We start from the raw sequence: 13802 nt of genomic DNA on the forward strand, positions 1-13802 counted from the left end.
CCAACGCGGCACACGGCATCGGGAAAGCCGGAGTCAGCCGTTGAAACCGGTGATGGCAAGGCTCCTGGCAATGCCGTCCAGCGGGTGCGCAACATCCCGGAAGGGAGTTTCCGACGGCGGGAACGGCAGCGTTTCGGTCCTACTGAGGTCCCAGGCCATGCTGGCACTCAGGCTGATTCCACGCGGGCCGGTCCTGCGGGTGGTGCCCCGGATCAGCAGCATCCGGGTGCCGAAAAGCAGCGGACCGGCGCTTTCCTGGGCTTCGTGGAAGAACACTGAATCGATGCAGCCGGTGCCGTCGTCGATGCTAATGAACACCACCCGCCTGCCCCCACGCATCGGTGGCGTCTGGGTGGCGACCCTTACACCGGCCACCAGTACTTCGGTTCCGTTCCGGAGTCCCAGCAGCTTGTCAGCGGTGGTGACGCCCAGCCTTTCCAGGACTGGGCGGTGGCTGTCCATCAGGTGGGTGCTGACATCCACCGCCATCAGGTCAAGTTCAGCCCTTACGGTTTCCACCAGGGTCGGTTGGGGCAGCCCGGGTTTGACGTTGCGCAACTCAATATCGCCCAGCGGGAAGGACAACTGCCCTTCCAGCACATCGGTGCCCTTCCGGCTTCCTGTGACCTGGAGTTGTTGCAGGTGCTGGACGAGGTCAGCCCGGTTGGCGGTTCCTCCTGCTTCCCGGTGGAGCGAGTCGAACGCGCCAAGCTGGGCAAGCCGCTTGATGCTGGGCTTGCTGATCCTGGATCGCGACCGAAGGTCAGCCAGCGAGTCAAAGGGCTGCCCGGCGACGATCCTTTTCAGTTCAGTTGCCGAAAGCCCGTAAATGCCTTTCAGGCTGAGCCGTATCCCCAGTTTTCCGGAATCGGCTCCGGACAGGATCCGTTCCACCCGGTATTCGTCTTTACTCCGGTTGATGTCCAGCGGAAGGATGGGGATGCCCAGGCGCCGCGCTTCAGCCACCAGCAACCGTTTGGGGTACATGCCGGGATCGTGTTCCCACAGCCCCGCCAGGAAGGCCTCCGGGTGGTGCGTTTTGAGCCAGGCGGACTGGTAGGTGGGAACGGCAAAGGCGGCGCCGTGGGCCTTGCAGAACCCGAAGCTGCCGAAGGCCTTCAGTGTTCCCCAGACCTTGTCCAGCACCTCAGGGGCATATCCCCTGGCGCGGGCGGCCTTGCGGAAGAACTCTTCAACATCGGGTTCGCGGATTTCATTACCCAGGGCACGGCGGAACTCGTCGGCACGGGCAAGCCCACAGTGGGTCATGACGTCGAAGGTCTTGAGGATCTGCTCATGGAACACCGTGACACCGTGGGTTTCGGCGAGGACCGGTTTGAGGTCCGGGTGGGGATATACCTCGGGGGCGAAACCGTGCCGGTGCTCCAGGAAGGGCCGGACCATGTCTGATTTCATGGGCCCCGGCCGGAACAGGGAAATGTCGATGATGAGGTCGTTGAATTCCCTGGGCGCCATTTTGCCGATGAGCTCCCGCTGGCCGGGGGACTCTATCTGGAAACATCCGAGTGTGTGGGTACTCCTGATGAGTTCGAACGTGGCTTGGTCGTCCAGGGGAACGGCATTGAGGTCGATGTGCCCGTTATCCGCGATATAGTCCGGGCCGCTCCCCTGCGGACCGCGGGGATGGTTCCCGGCAGCCACCACCTCCTCCTTGGACGGATGGAGCCTGATGACCTCACGGACGGCAAAGGCCATGGCGCTTTGCATCCTGACGCCCAGGACATCGAGCTTCAGCATCCCCATGGGATCCATGTCATGTTTGTCGAACTGGCTCATGGGCAGCCCCAACCCGCTGGGCTGGACCGGGGTGCGGTCCAGCAGGGTGGCGTCACCCAGGATCACTCCGCAGGGGTGCATGGAGATGTGGCGGGGCAGCCGGTCCAGGCGCTCAGTCAGGTCCACCAGGAGATCCAGTTGCTGGTTGCCGTCAGTGTCCCGTTGTTCCACACGGCCGGCGAATTCGCGCAGCTCAGGTTTTTCCTGGAGCGCTTCCCGGAATTTTCCTGCGGAAAAGCGCCACAGCTGCTTGGCGATCTCCCCCACCTCGTCGCCGTCCATGCCCAGGGCGAGGCCGGCGTCGCGTACTGCTCCCCTGGCCCGGTATCCGTTCTGCATGCTCATCAGCGTGACCCGCTCAGCCCCGAACCGTTCGAAGATTTTGCGGTAGACGTTGTGGCGTTCGGCGCTTTCGACGTCGATGTCGATATCCGGCAGGGTGGCCCTGTCCTGTGACAGGAAACGCTCAAAGATCAGGTCATGCTGCAGCGGATTTACCTGGCTGACGTCAATCAGGTAGTTGACCAGGCTGGATGCACCCGAGCCCCGGGCTGCGGCGCGGACTCCCATGTCCTGGATCATTCGGGAAACTTCAGCCACTGTCAGGAAGTAGGAAGAGAAGTTAAGGTTGCGGATGATTGTCAGCTCGTGCTCGAGCCTGGTGAGCATGGCTTGCTCCGCGGTACCGGTAATCCCCGGGAAGCGCCTGCCGATTCCGGCATGGCACCGCTGGACCAGTTCCAGGGCAGGGTCCTGGTTGATCCCGATGATGGATGCCTCAGGAACAACCGGCTGCTTCCACCCCATGTCACCGGCGGGATCGATTCGGCAGGCATCGGCGAGCGCCTCGGTCTGTGCAAGGAGCTGGGTGAGGTCTGCGGCGCCATATCCTGCAGCGGAAATGACTTCCTGGGCAAGGCGGCGCATTTGGTTTGATGTTTTCAGCCATCCCTGGCCGGTGGGTTGCAGGAGGGGTTCCCCGGCCAGTTCGGGCAGCGATTTGAGCGTGCGTGCTGAGTCAAGGACATCAGCGGTGGGTGCACCGTCCGCTCCGCAGTACCGGACGGCATTGGTAAGGACCGCAGGGACACGGTGCTCTTCGGCCAGGCGGAGCATCCTTACCGCATGGGCGGTGCTCAGGGGCGACCCGGGGGTGCTGAGCTGGGAAACAATCTCTGCCACCACCGTCCCTGCGGGCATGGCATCGAGCCATTGCTTGAACAGGGTACGCGGACGCAGGTAACGCCTTCCGCCCATGGCACGCCCCACGTCTGAGTCAGGCCCAATGAGGACCAACAGGACTGGTTTGAGTGTTTGGGGGTCGAGGGTCCTTGAGGCCAGCTCTGCCCGGGTAACAGCCACTGGGACCGTTCCCCCTGCCTTGCCGGAAGTCCTGGCATGGGCGTCTGAGATCAGACGGCACAGCGCCCTGTAACCGGCACCGTTGTTGTGCCCCTTGGCGAGCACAACAACCCGTCCGGCGACCTCGGTGCGGCGGTCACCGTCGTCGTCCAGCACCGCAAGGTCCACCCCAACGATGGGGTCGAGCCCTGCGGCCATGCAGGCTTTAAGGTGCTTGATGGTGCCATAGAGCCCGTCACGGTCGGTACAGGCCAGAGCTGAGGCGCCGTCGGCAGCGGCGGCCTGGGCCAATTCCTCAGGCCAGGAGACTCCATAGTGCGCGCTGAAGGCGGTGGAGACATGCAGGTGCGTGAAACTCATGCTGTTCTGGGCCGAAGGGCGTCGTGGATGCGCAGCAGCCGCCACCTGCCGCTGCGGATGTGCCGGCTGAGGTCAAGCGTGAGTGGTTCCATGGGCTGGCTTTCCGTGCCTGGGCGGCTTCCCGGTGAAACCCGGGGCAGGACCTGGACACGCCAGATTTCGTGGTCCACCATCCCGGGCCCGCTTCCCAGGGGCACCCGGCTTTCTTCCGCCCACCATTGGCGGCGCTCGTACCAACGGAGGGGTTCGGCGCAGATGTCATACGTATTTCCGGCCCAGGCCAGGCTCTGCGGAAGGCCGTCGGGGGCGCACGCGACATCAACTGATTCGCTGAACATACCCATGGCGCCTCCGGGACTGGCTGGTACTGCAAACTGGGGAAAGTATTCGAATATGTGTTCGAATAACTCCAGTCTACGCCCGGCTCCACCCAATGCATAGAATCGCGGTTCAGGGGGTGGACTGACAGTTCTGCAGGGAGCAGGATGGGTGCATGAGCACCTCTGACGCACTCCTCAAACAAGTCAGCATCAAGGCACAGGACTCCACACTGGTGGCCACGTTCGATATAGACGGCAACATTCCCGGTTCCGGCGCCTACGTGGTGGGTCTTGTGGCGGCCAGTCCGGATTACTCATCCCAGCGCCGGCTGGGCATCGAATTCATGAATGGGGAGGCCATAGCCTTCTTTTCGTTTAACCACGAACAGAACTGTGAGGAAAACTATGACCTGGGCGGCGTCAGCCATTCAGGCAGCACCATCACAGGGAACTTCCCCATGGCAGCAATCAATGGCCTCGGCAAGGGCCATGTGATGACAGGCTTCAGCGAGGCTGACGGGCGGGACTTCCAGTCCGGCGTGAAGGTGGACGAAAACCTCTAGGGTTCCCCGCAGCCTAAAAGCTGCAGGGTAAGGAGGGGTTGCCCGGGCGGGTCAGCCGTTGTCTTCGTGGTGGACCCGGAGCTCCAGTTCGATGAATCCGGAAATCATGGCCCGGTACGTCGCTTCCACGATGTCCGGGTCAATGTCCTTCTTCTCAGCCGCCGAGCGGACATGCTGGATGATCTTCTCCACGCGGTCCGGGGCACGGACCTCGGCGTCGTCACCCTTGAGGGTGCCGGCGATCCTGATCAGGCGTTCGCGGCGCGCGATGAGGGTGACGATTTGGTCGTCCACTTCATCCACGGCAATCCGGACGGCGGCGAGCTGTTCCTTGTCGGCCAGTGCATCCCGGTCGTTTCCTTGAATTGTTGCCATCTTCTGACAGTATCGAAGCATGCAACCCAGAGTCGACTTCATCTCGCTAGGTGTCCGCAGTGTTCCGGCCTCCCGGGCCTTCTATGTCGACGGCCTCGGCTGGCCTGTGCACCGCGAGGTTGCCGGTGAAGTGGTTTTCATCCAGGCAAACCACGGACTGGTGCTCTCGCTGTGGGATGCGGGCCAGATGCAAGCCGAGGCCGGGGTGGATGCTCCCGGGCCGGTCCCCTGCATCACCCTGAGCCATAATGTGCACGGTCCTGACGAGGTGGACCGGGTCCTGGACGAGGCGAAGGCCGCCGGAGCCACAGTCACCGGCGAACCGGTTACCCAGCCCTGGGGCGGCTACACGGGGTACTTCTCCGATCCGGACGGTTTCCGCTGGGAAGTTGCGTACAACCCCACCTGGGCAGTGGACGACGACGGGACGGTCACCGTCTGAGTGCCGGTTCCGGCAGTCCGGGCTGCTAGAAGAGGGCCTCCACTAGAAGAGGGCCTCCACGGGCCGGATAAGTTCAGGTCCGTTGTTCCGGACGTTGCCCACCTCTTTGCCCACGGACTCCACATGCCAGTCCGCGGCCACATCTTTGACCCCGGACCGCACCATGTCCACCAGGGCGGCGGCGTCGTCAGCCTGCGGATCCAGCCAGGCCTGCATGGTGTCCCTGTCCATGGGCAGGGGCACCCGGTCATGGAGTTCGGTCAGTTTCCCGAACACAGTTGATTCGGAGCCCGGCGGCGGGGTGTCAGCCGTCAGGATCGAGGTGGAAAGCAGCCACTGGCCGGGCTCACCCGCAGGCACCGACGGGTCGCGCCACCATTCGTAGAGGCCGGCGAAAGCCAAGCCCGTGCCCGCTCCGGGGTGCACATAGTACGGTTGCTTGGACTTCCCCGGACCCTGCTTCCACTCGTAGTAGCCGTCGGCCGGTACAGCGCAGCGCCGTGACTTGACCGCCTTACGGAACGCGGGCTTCTCCAGTACCGACTCACTGCGGGCGTTGATCATTTTTGACCCGATGCCCGGGTCCTTGGCCCAGGAAGGAACCAGTCCCCAGCGGGCGACGTGCAGCTGGCGGACCTGCCTGGCGTCCGGGCCGTCCTCCACCAGCCGCTCCAGGACAATGGGAACGGCATCGGTGGGTGCCACATTCCACGACGGCGGAATGCTCACCTCGTCCTCCAGTTCGGCGTCGAATTCTGCCAGGAGGTCCCCCACGGCGCGTGCCATTACGTAGCGTCCACACATGGCTCCAGCATGCCACCGGCGCCACATACTGTCATCCGGGCAGCTCCGCAGCGTCCGGACGCCGGGGAATAGCGGCGGGCACGCTACCGTTGACCCGAACGAAACCATCACCCAACCCAGAGGAGAACCCTGTGGATTTCACTCCCGAAACCGGCACCATCACCATGTTTTCCACCACCTGGTGCGGCTACTGCAACCGGCTGAAGAAGCAGCTCGACGCGCAGGGCATCGGCTACACCGAAATCAACATCGAGGAAGTGGAAGGCACAGCCGAGCTCGTGGAGCAGATCAACGGCGGCAACCGCACCGTACCCACGGTCCTGTTCCCGGACGGCACGGCTGCCACCAATCCGTCCGCTGCGGAGGTGAAGAACCGCCTGGCGGCCTAGTCCCGGACCATGCGGACGGCCGGGCCACTGCTCCTCCGCCGCCGCACCCAAACACTGGTGATCCAATGGACGCGGGTCATGCCCCCAGGCTGCCGAACGGCGCCGATGCAAGGGTGGTATGGCCCGCGTACGTTTCAAGCAGGGCCTCGGTGACTGCTTCCACGGTCAGCCCGGGAACGAGGTCGTCCGCGGCGCCGGCCGTGGCGGGGTCCCAGTCGAGGCCAAGCGCGGCGTAGCTGTCCGTCAGGACTTTCCTGATTGGTGCTGAGTCCTCCACCACGATGACCGAGCTGAACAGCCAGCCGCCGGCCACCACTCTCTGGGCAGTGCCTACAAGTTTGATGCGGGACCCATCAGCCGCCGCCGTGCCGTGCACGCTGAATTCACCGGGACAGTATTCTCCGGGGATTTCGCCTACGGCTGCGTGCACGCCCACCCTGCGCAGGGCATCGGCGAAGAGCTCCCCGAAATAGCCGAAGCGGCTTTTGGAACCGGCGATGGCATCGTCGTCAGGCTCAATGTGGTCCACTACCAGGGTGCCTTGGTGGTAGGCGGCCGCGCGGCCGCCGGCCCGGCGGACCAGGGGTTCGAAGCCGTTGTCGCGGCATGCCTGGGCGGCGGCTTCAAAGCCGGGCAGCCGGGTGTCCCGCTGGCCGAAGGCCACCGTGGGCGCAGGGCGGTACAGCCGAAGGGTGGGGCCGATGCCTCCGGTGCGCGCCCTGGCGAGCAGCTCAAGGCCGAATTCAAGGTCCCGGGCGGCACCGAGCGAGACGTCCTGCCGGATCACGGTCAGGGTTCCGGAGTCAGGGTGGTGGGCCATGGCGCGGGGCTCCCTTGGGTCGTCATGATGCTGTTTGTTGGCCCTGCCGCGGCGGTGCCGGACGGGCCCAACCTAGGGTACGCCGTCGTGCGCCCTGCCAGGTGCCCGACCCACCGGCCAGGAGCCCGGCTACCGGCTTCTCCGCCCCACCCAGGCGCCGTGGAGCAGCGGAACCGCTGACGCTGCCATCAGAACGGTTCCGAGCACGGAGTCGTCGGCCCGGACCATGGCCCCGGCGATGAGCAGCGCCGCAAAGACCACGGCCGACGCCGTCCGGCGGGCCGTGCGGTCCAGCCTGGCCACCTGCCGCTCCAGCCGGGGGTTGGCAACGGACACGCTCCCTTCACCGATCCGGGTGATCAGGTCATCCACCCTCTGCGGGAGACGCAGCGCAAGTCCCGCAGCCCCGGCCACCTGCCGGGCGGCGTCCTGAACAATGTTTCCGCCCTCTTCCCGCAGCAGCCGGGCAGCATAGGGTTCCACCGAGTCCCACAGGTTGAAGCGCTCATCCAGCGAACTGCAGACCCCCGAGGTGAGGGACATCGCCCGGATGATCAGCAGGAAATTTTCGGGAAGCTGGAAGGGAAGGGAGCGGACCACTTCGCCGAATTCCTCCGCGAAGTCGCGGAATTCGCGCGGGTCCACCTCGCGGAGCTCGGCGAAGCCCATCCCGCCAAACCGGGCGAACAGGTGCGTCATGGCCCGTTCCAGCTCCACGGTGTCCGCCGAAGGCACCAGGACGCCGACATCGCGGATGGCGGCCACCAGTCCCTTGCCGTCGCGGGCCGCGGCCGCGATCAGGAGCTTGCGCAGGCCACTGCGGGTGGATGGCGTGACCTCGCCCATCATGCCGAAGTCGATGAAGGTCAGTTTCCACGGATGGCCGCCGGATCCAGGCGGGGTGGGCGTGACGAAAATGTTGCCCGGGTGCGGGTCGGCGTGGAAGAAGCCGTTGGTGAACAGCTGGTCAAACATGACCGAGGCGAACACCGGTGCCACCTCTGAGGGGTCGATGCCGGCCGCACGGAGAGCGTCTGTGTCCGTGATTTTGATGGCTGTGACATCCTCCAGGGTGAGCACGCGGCGGGTGCACCGCTCCCAGGCGGGCCGCGGCACGTGGACCCGGACGTCGCCGGCGAAGTCCGCGGCGAACCTTTCGGCGCTGGCGGCTTCGTGGAGATAGTCGATCTCCTCGAGGCTGGTCTGCGCAAACTCCTCCACCAGGGACGGCATGTCGGCACGGTCGGCCACGATCCGGAAGTGGCTGAGCCAGCCTCCCACTTTCCGCAGGGCCGCGAGGTCGACGGCGACGATCGCTTCAATGCCCGGACGCTGCACTTTGACCACCACGTCCTTGACCCCGGCCACCTCCGCGTCGGCATGCAGCAGACGCGCCCGGTGCGCCTGGCCGAGGGAGGCTGCGGCCAGGGGCTCCTCTACGAACACGGCAAACACCTCGTCAAGGGGAAAGCCGAGATCGGAGGAGGCAAGGGCACGGATGGCCGGGAACGCGACAGGAGGCACCTCATCCTGCAGGCCCTGGAGTTCTTCGGTGATTTCCGGCGGGAGCACATCAAGCCGGGAAGACAGGAACTGGCCCACCTTGATCATCAGGCCGCCAAGCTCCACAGCCAGTGCGTGGAAACGGCGGGCGAACCGCTGCATCCGTGCCGGACGCGTCCGCTCGGCAACGCGTGCCAGCCCTATCCGGGGCAGCAGCAGCTCGTACCACCACACGGCTGCCAGGTGCCGTGCGGCAAAGCGCAGGATGCGGCGGTAGCGGGAACGGACGTGGCCCGGGACTGCAGCCGGGCCCACCTGCCGGCGAGGGCCGGAAGCCACCCCCGTCAGTCCTGGGCGAGGATCGAGTACATCCGCCGGCGTGCCTCGTCCAGCACTGCCACCGCCTGCTTCACCTGCTCCGGGGTGCCGGTCCGGCCCACCTGCGCGGCAGCCTGCGCCAGCTCAACGCCCGCCTTGGGAAGGGAAGCGAATCCTGCTGTGGATTGCGGCCCCGCCCCGGCCCAGGGGTTCGATGCGGCGTTCCCGGCAGCCTCGTCCCGGCCGGCTTCGGTCAGGGAGTAGATTTTCCGGCCGTTGGATTCCTCGGCCCTGATCACGCCCTCATCGGCGAGCAACTGCAGGGTGGGGTAGACAGAACCGGCGCTGGGCTTCCAGCTGCCGCCGCTGCGTTCCTCGATTTCGCGGATGATCTGGTAGCCGTGCATGGGCCGCTCTGCCAGCAGGGCAAGGACCGCCGCCCGCACCTCGCCTTTACCGGCGCGGGTGCCTTCCGGCTTTTCGAAGCGGGAACGGAAGTCCTCAATGGCCTGCCAGAGTCCGTCCATGTTGTTGCTGCCGAATCCATATCCCGGGTATGAGCCACGCATGAGGTTCTCCTCTGGAGATCGTGAACGATATACAACGACACAGTTAACGATACGTCTGGAATCGCGTGGCAGCCATGGGGTTGGCGGTCAGGTTTGGCGCAGCGTGAGGATCTGTTCAGCCCTGCCGAACGGGCCCTGCAAGTCATGCAGGACCGTTGATGTCAGGCCTATGCCATCCCGGCCGAACGATACGGCGTTGTCCAGGCCCAGCCACTCCCCCTCTGGCCGGCGGTACATGTGGATCTGCAGGTCCAGGTTGGGAAAGGCGTAGCTGTCCGGTCCCGGCGGAACCCGCGCGGCAATGCCGTTGGCAGTGTCCACCAGGCCCATGAGGCGGGCAAGGTCTCCGCTGTCTTCGCTGTCGGTCAGCGGATGCGCTGTGCGGAGCCAGACCTTTCCCGCGCCGGGACGGTGTCCTTCCGCCACCCGCATTTCCAGGGACCGGATGTAGCCGCCGGGCCAGATGGCGGACCCGTCGTACGGTTTGCAATCTTCCGGGCCGGGGATGGGCGCGTCTTCGACGGCGGCAACCGCTGAGGTGTCGCTGGTGACCATCCGCCAGGCGGTGGCCCGGATGGCAGTCCTGCCCTGTGCCACAAGTTCGGCCTGGAGCAGCTCGATGGTCTTGCCGGGCCGCAGCACCGTGGCCTCGATGTGGAAGTCTCCACCGGGTATCAGGCCCAGGATCTCGTAGCTAAGCCGCGCCATCCTCATCCCGGGCCGCGGCTGGAGGCGCTCGAGGGCGTCCGCCAGCAGGCCGGAGGCCGGGGCCATATGCTGCTCGTGCGTGTTCCAGGCGCCCTGGGCGTGGATGGTGGAGCGGAAATGGCCGCCGCCAAGTGCCTGGTAGTAGGCATGGCCTTCGGCCAGTTCGGGAAGCTCGTCAGTCAACAGTGGCCTTTCAGGAAATCCCAGTGAATTGCGACTAACTCTATCCGGACCCCGCCCGATCGTGGCCAGCGGGTCGTGGCGAAATGTTAGGGCGCAGGGTCCGGCCGCGGACTAGACTCAGGAACTGGTCCTGTCAGCAACCCTCGGAAGAGGTGTTTCATGCGCGTCATCAGCTACAACCTTCGCAAGCACGCAGCCAGCGGCGAACTGCTTGCCCTCGCCCGGAATCATGACATCGATGCGCTGTGCCTGCAGGAAGTTGATGCGGCGGACCTGCCGGAAACCCTGGGCCCGCTCCACTTGGCGGACGCCACCAAGGGGAACCGGCTGGGGCTGGCCATCTACTACCGGACCAGCCGCTTCACGGCCCTGGACACCCAATCGTTCGCGCTGCAGAAATCAATGCACGACCGGGTTTTGGCGCCGGCCCATGAGCGGCTGATCGGAACGCGTGTGATGGACAACGACACGCAGCACGAACTGGTCATCGGGTCCTTCCACGCCGCCCCGCTGACAGCGTCCAATTCCTTGCGCCGCAAGCAGATCCACGCCGCGCACGCCGAACTGCTGAGCATGGGCAAGGGCCTGATGACGCTGATGGTGGGAGACTTCAACTACCCGTTCTTCACCAAGAACCTGCATCTGCACATGAAGAACTCCGGCTACGCCCTGTCCCTCAGCAACCGGCGCACGTACACCCGCTACAAAGTCTTCAAGGGGCATTTTGATTTCGCCACGTCGTTGGGACTGGACATCACCAGCGTCGAAACGCTGCCCCGGGGCAAGTCGGACCATTTGCCCATTCTGGTCCACGCCGAGTACGGCAAGGACTACTAGACAAGCCGCTCCCGGAGGCCGGGCCACGCCGCGCCGAAACCGGGATGCAGTTCCTTGTCGGCAACCTCGGCCAATGGCACCCACAGCAGTTCGATGCTCTCGGGATCGCTGATCACGGGCTCGAAAGGCTCGCGCACCTTGACCACCACCGTGGTGTAGGACCAGTAGCCCAGGTCCAGGACCGAGGTGAACAGCACGTCCACGTGCTCCGCCGGGACGGCAGCCTCCTCATGGGCTTCGCGCAGCGCTCCGGCTACCGCGTCCTCGCCCTCGTGCAGGGCGCCGCCGGGCAGACCCCAGGTTCCCCCGTTGTGGCTCCAGATGGCGCGGTGCTGCAGCAGCACTCCTTTGGCCGGGTCCCAGGCGAGGACTCCGGCAGCGCCGAACCGGCCCCAGAAGCGGCCGCGGTCCCCCTCCACCCAGGCGTCCCCCGGGTTGCGGGGGCCGGTGCGGACAGGCGGAATCGACGATGCGGCGACGGATGCGTGGTCCATCGTCCCAGTCTGACAGGTCCGCCGCCCCGGTGGCGGCCGGCGGAGGGTCAGTTGGCGTGTCCGTGGTCGACGGCGAAATCACCGCCGGGATACATAACAGTTTCGTGGCCGTCGTCGAACCGGACAACATACGGCGGTGCTCCGCCTTCGCCCCGGACTTCCAGGATCACTCCGTGACGGTCCGTTGCCCCTACAGTCCTTCCGTGCACAATAATGCGGTCGCCTTGTGCAGCCTCCATGGCACTCACCTCCCAGCCCCCAGATTACGACTCCGGGACGGGGCCGGACAGGTCCCCGTGGCAGGATTTCCCCATGCCGCTGAACATCCTCCTGATCGCCGATACCCACGTCCCCAAGCGCGCCCGGGAACTGCCCGCGCAAGTGTGGTCCGCCGTCGAACGCGCCGATGTGGTTTTCCACGCCGGAGACTGGGTGGATGCCCCGTTGCTTGATGAATTCGAGCAGCGCGCGCGGCAACTGGTGGGTGTCTATGGCAACAACGACGGCCCGGATTTGCGCGCCCGGCTGCCCGAAACGGCAACCGTCACCCTGGAGGGCGTCCGTTTTGCGATGGTGCACGAGACTGGCCAGGCAAAGGGCCGTGAACTGCGCTGCGAGGCACGCTATCCGGATGCGGATGTCCTGGTCTTCGGGCACAGCCATATCCCGTGGGATACCACGTCGCCGCGGGGCCTGCGGCTGCTGAACCCGGGCTCCCCCACGGACCGCCGGCGGCAACCCTCGTGCACCTACATGACGGCCGTGGTTGGCGGCGGCCGGCTCACCGGGGTGCAACTGGTGGAGGTACGGCGCGGTTAGCCCGGCTTGGCAGCCGGCCTCCAGGTGCCTAGGCTGGAATTGTAAGCATGCTTAGCTTCGAGGAATCCAGCCGTACCAGCAGGAGGAAACCATGACAGACGGCCGGGCGCAAGGCCATCAAGGTGCCGGGCGACCTCAAGGACCCCGCGGTCTGCCGCGAAGTGGTGGAAACCGCCGTGGCCGTCCTGGGCAGCGTGGATATCCTGGTGAACAACGCCGGCAAGCAGGTGGCCCAGGAAGACCTGGCGGACATCACCGACGAACAGTTCGACCACACTGTAAAGACCAACGTTTACGCCATGTTCTGGCTGACCAAAGCGGCCCTTGCGCACATGCCGGCCGGTTCGACCATTATCAACACCACCTCCATTCAGGCGTACAACCCGTCGCCCACCCTGGTGGACTACGCCACCACGAAGGCAAGCATCAACAACTTCACCAAGGGCCTGGCCCAGCAGCTGGCGCCCAAGGGCATCAGGGTCAACGCCGTGGCGCCGGGGCCCATCTGGACGCCGCTGCAGGTGAGCAGCGGCCAGCCCAAGGAGGAACTGCCGGAATTCGGCCAGTCCACTCCCTTGGGCCGTGCCGGGCAGCCGGCCGAACTGGCGCCGGCATACGTGTTCCTCGCGTCACCGGAATCCAGCTACGTGGTGGGCGAGACCCTGAACGTCAACGGCGGCAGCCCCACCCCGTAGCGGCTATTGCCCGTCCAGGTCGGCCAGCAGCGAGTCGGTGGCTCCGTCCGGCTGGCCGTCGAAGAACTGGGCGAGGACCGTCTTGAACACCGTTTCGCCGGGCGCGGCGCGGAGGAACAGGGTCATGGATGACTGCAGCTTGCGGGCGTCGATGCCACCCAGGATGTCCTCTGCGGAGCGCCCGGCGTGGTGGGTCAGTGCCTGCGCGGACTCAAGCAGGCGCGGGCCCAGCACGTCATGTTCCAGGTAGGCACGCGCTTCCGCCAGGGAGGCAATGGCATATTTGCGGGAGGTTGCGCTCTGCCCCAGGCCTGCGATCTGGGGAAAGATGAACCACATCCAGTGGCTGGCCTTGTTTCCGAGCTGGAGTTCGGCCAGCGCCTGGTCATAGGTTCCGCCGTCCTGGGCTGCAACGAAACGCTTGAGGTTAGAGGGATCGTCCAT

General features: G+C 65.3%; 16 protein-coding genes and 1 pseudogene. 6 read left to right on the forward strand and 11 right to left on the reverse strand.

Annotation, left to right across the window (positions count from 1 at the left end; genetic code table 11):
- Nucleotides 1-33: 33 nt before the first annotated feature.
- Together ACHL_RS10290 and ACHL_RS10295 are read right to left on the reverse strand one after the other, a co-directional pair.
- Entirely contained in the window at nucleotides 34-3519 is a 3486-nt protein-coding gene (locus ACHL_RS10290) for a DNA polymerase III subunit alpha (RefSeq protein WP_015937236.1), read from the reverse strand.
- Nucleotides 3516-3863 (reverse strand): DUF6504 family protein, encoded by a 348-nt coding sequence (locus ACHL_RS10295; RefSeq protein ID WP_015937237.1) that lies wholly within the window; start codon nucleotides 3861-3863, stop codon nucleotides 3516-3518. The genes ACHL_RS10290 and ACHL_RS10295 overlap by 4 nt, the downstream gene beginning before the upstream one ends.
- 149 nt (nucleotides 3864-4012) lie before the next feature.
- Here ACHL_RS10295 and ACHL_RS10300 point away from each other — a divergent pair, with 149 nt between their 5' ends.
- The gene (locus ACHL_RS10300; protein ID WP_015937238.1) at nucleotides 4013-4402 is read left to right on the forward strand and encodes a hypothetical protein; all 390 of its coding nucleotides are present in this window, start codon (nucleotides 4013-4015) and stop codon (nucleotides 4400-4402) included.
- A gap of 51 nt (nucleotides 4403-4453) precedes the next feature.
- Here the strand turns inward: ACHL_RS10300 and ACHL_RS10305 are convergent, their stop codons facing one another.
- Nucleotides 4454-4777 (reverse strand): chorismate mutase, encoded by a 324-nt coding sequence (locus ACHL_RS10305; protein ID WP_015937239.1) that lies wholly within the window; start codon nucleotides 4775-4777, stop codon nucleotides 4454-4456.
- A gap of 19 nt (nucleotides 4778-4796) precedes the next feature.
- Between ACHL_RS10305 and ACHL_RS10310 the strand changes: the two genes are divergently transcribed.
- Nucleotides 4797-5219, forward strand: coding sequence for a VOC family protein (locus ACHL_RS10310; protein ID WP_015937240.1), 423 nt, complete (start codon nucleotides 4797-4799; stop codon nucleotides 5217-5219).
- Between the two features lie 42 nt (nucleotides 5220-5261).
- Here ACHL_RS10310 and ACHL_RS10315 read toward each other — a convergent pair whose 3' ends face one another.
- On the reverse strand, nucleotides 5262-6023 hold the full coding sequence (locus ACHL_RS10315) for an SOS response-associated peptidase (protein WP_081434809.1): 762 nt from the start codon (nucleotides 6021-6023) through the stop codon (nucleotides 5262-5264).
- 131 nt (nucleotides 6024-6154) lie between these two features.
- Here ACHL_RS10315 and ACHL_RS10320 point away from each other — a divergent pair, with 131 nt between their 5' ends.
- Nucleotides 6155-6412: a mycoredoxin gene (locus ACHL_RS10320; protein WP_015937242.1), complete on the forward strand. Its 258-nt coding sequence runs from the start codon at nucleotides 6155-6157 to the stop codon at nucleotides 6410-6412.
- 76 nt (nucleotides 6413-6488) lie between these two features.
- On the opposite strand, the gene ACHL_RS10325 is transcribed toward ACHL_RS10320, so the two are convergent.
- The 4 genes from ACHL_RS10325 to ACHL_RS10340 form a co-directional block, all read right to left on the reverse strand.
- Entirely contained in the window at nucleotides 6489-7232 is a 744-nt protein-coding gene (locus ACHL_RS10325) for a lipoate--protein ligase family protein (protein WP_015937243.1), read from the reverse strand.
- Between the two features lie 129 nt (nucleotides 7233-7361).
- Nucleotides 7362-9074, reverse strand: coding sequence for an ABC1 kinase family protein (locus ACHL_RS10330; RefSeq protein ID WP_015937244.1), 1713 nt, complete (start codon nucleotides 9072-9074; stop codon nucleotides 7362-7364).
- Between the two features lie 5 nt (nucleotides 9075-9079).
- On the reverse strand, nucleotides 9080-9622 hold the full coding sequence (locus ACHL_RS10335) for a PadR family transcriptional regulator (RefSeq protein WP_015937245.1): 543 nt from the start codon (nucleotides 9620-9622) through the stop codon (nucleotides 9080-9082).
- Nucleotides 9623-9709: 87 nt separating this feature from the next.
- Nucleotides 9710-10513 (reverse strand): thioesterase family protein, encoded by an 804-nt coding sequence (locus tag ACHL_RS10340; protein WP_015937246.1) that lies wholly within the window; start codon nucleotides 10511-10513, stop codon nucleotides 9710-9712.
- A gap of 159 nt (nucleotides 10514-10672) precedes the next feature.
- On the opposite strand from ACHL_RS10340, the gene ACHL_RS10345 reads away from it, so the two are divergent.
- Nucleotides 10673-11350, forward strand: coding sequence for an endonuclease/exonuclease/phosphatase family protein (locus ACHL_RS10345; protein WP_015937247.1), 678 nt, complete (start codon nucleotides 10673-10675; stop codon nucleotides 11348-11350).
- Here ACHL_RS10345 and ACHL_RS10350 read toward each other — a convergent pair.
- Together ACHL_RS10350 and ACHL_RS10355 are read right to left on the reverse strand one after the other, a co-directional pair.
- Nucleotides 11347-11844: an NUDIX domain-containing protein gene (locus ACHL_RS10350; RefSeq protein ID WP_015937248.1), complete on the reverse strand. Its 498-nt coding sequence runs from the start codon at nucleotides 11842-11844 to the stop codon at nucleotides 11347-11349. The genes ACHL_RS10345 and ACHL_RS10350 overlap by 4 nt on opposite strands.
- A gap of 47 nt (nucleotides 11845-11891) precedes the next feature.
- Nucleotides 11892-12083, reverse strand: coding sequence for a DUF1918 domain-containing protein (locus ACHL_RS10355; protein ID WP_015937249.1), 192 nt, complete (start codon nucleotides 12081-12083; stop codon nucleotides 11892-11894).
- Between the two features lie 73 nt (nucleotides 12084-12156).
- On the opposite strand from ACHL_RS10355, the gene ACHL_RS10360 reads away from it, so the two are divergent.
- On the forward strand, nucleotides 12157-12663 hold the full coding sequence (locus ACHL_RS10360) for a metallophosphoesterase family protein (RefSeq protein WP_015937250.1): 507 nt from the start codon (nucleotides 12157-12159) through the stop codon (nucleotides 12661-12663).
- Between the two features lie 95 nt (nucleotides 12664-12758).
- Nucleotides 12759-13358 (forward strand): annotated as a pseudogene (locus tag ACHL_RS10365) (SDR family oxidoreductase); the annotation flags it as partial.
- 3 nt (nucleotides 13359-13361) lie between these two features.
- On the opposite strand, the gene ACHL_RS10370 reads toward ACHL_RS10365, so the two are convergent.
- On the reverse strand, nucleotides 13362-13802 hold the full coding sequence (locus tag ACHL_RS10370) for a DUF1810 domain-containing protein (protein ID WP_015937251.1): 441 nt from the start codon (nucleotides 13800-13802) through the stop codon (nucleotides 13362-13364).

Source organism: Pseudarthrobacter chlorophenolicus A6 (assembly GCF_000022025.1).
In the GTDB taxonomy this organism is placed as follows: Bacteria; Actinomycetota; Actinomycetes; order Actinomycetales; family Micrococcaceae; genus Arthrobacter; species Arthrobacter chlorophenolicus.

Bases quoted from the DNA above. Each gene is read 5' to 3' on its own strand.
- ACHL_RS10290 (WP_015937236.1), bottom strand. From the start codon at position 3,519: ATGAGTTTCACGCACCTGCATGTCTCCACCGCCTTCAGCGCGCACTAT.
- ACHL_RS10295 (WP_015937237.1), bottom strand. From the start codon at position 3,863: ATGGGTATGTTCAGCGAATCAGTTGATGTCGCGTGCGCCCCCGACGGC.
- ACHL_RS10300 (WP_015937238.1), top strand. From the start codon at position 4,013: ATGAGCACCTCTGACGCACTCCTCAAACAAGTCAGCATCAAGGCACAG.
- ACHL_RS10305 (WP_015937239.1), bottom strand. From the start codon at position 4,777: ATGGCAACAATTCAAGGAAACGACCGGGATGCACTGGCCGACAAGGAA.
- ACHL_RS10310 (WP_015937240.1), top strand. From the start codon at position 4,797: ATGCAACCCAGAGTCGACTTCATCTCGCTAGGTGTCCGCAGTGTTCCG.
- ACHL_RS10315 (WP_081434809.1), bottom strand. From the start codon at position 6,023: ATGTGTGGACGCTACGTAATGGCACGCGCCGTGGGGGACCTCCTGGCA.
- ACHL_RS10325 (WP_015937243.1), bottom strand. From the start codon at position 7,232: ATGGCCCACCACCCTGACTCCGGAACCCTGACCGTGATCCGGCAGGAC.
- ACHL_RS10335 (WP_015937245.1), bottom strand. From the start codon at position 9,622: ATGCGTGGCTCATACCCGGGATATGGATTCGGCAGCAACAACATGGAC.
- ACHL_RS10345 (WP_015937247.1), top strand. From the start codon at position 10,673: ATGCGCGTCATCAGCTACAACCTTCGCAAGCACGCAGCCAGCGGCGAA.
- ACHL_RS10350 (WP_015937248.1), bottom strand. From the start codon at position 11,844: ATGGACCACGCATCCGTCGCCGCATCGTCGATTCCGCCTGTCCGCACC.
- ACHL_RS10355 (WP_015937249.1), bottom strand. From the start codon at position 12,083: ATGGAGGCTGCACAAGGCGACCGCATTATTGTGCACGGAAGGACTGTA.
- ACHL_RS10360 (WP_015937250.1), top strand. From the start codon at position 12,157: ATGCCGCTGAACATCCTCCTGATCGCCGATACCCACGTCCCCAAGCGC.
- ACHL_RS10370 (WP_015937251.1), bottom strand. From the start codon at position 13,802: ATGGACGATCCCTCTAACCTCAAGCGTTTCGTTGCAGCCCAGGACGGC.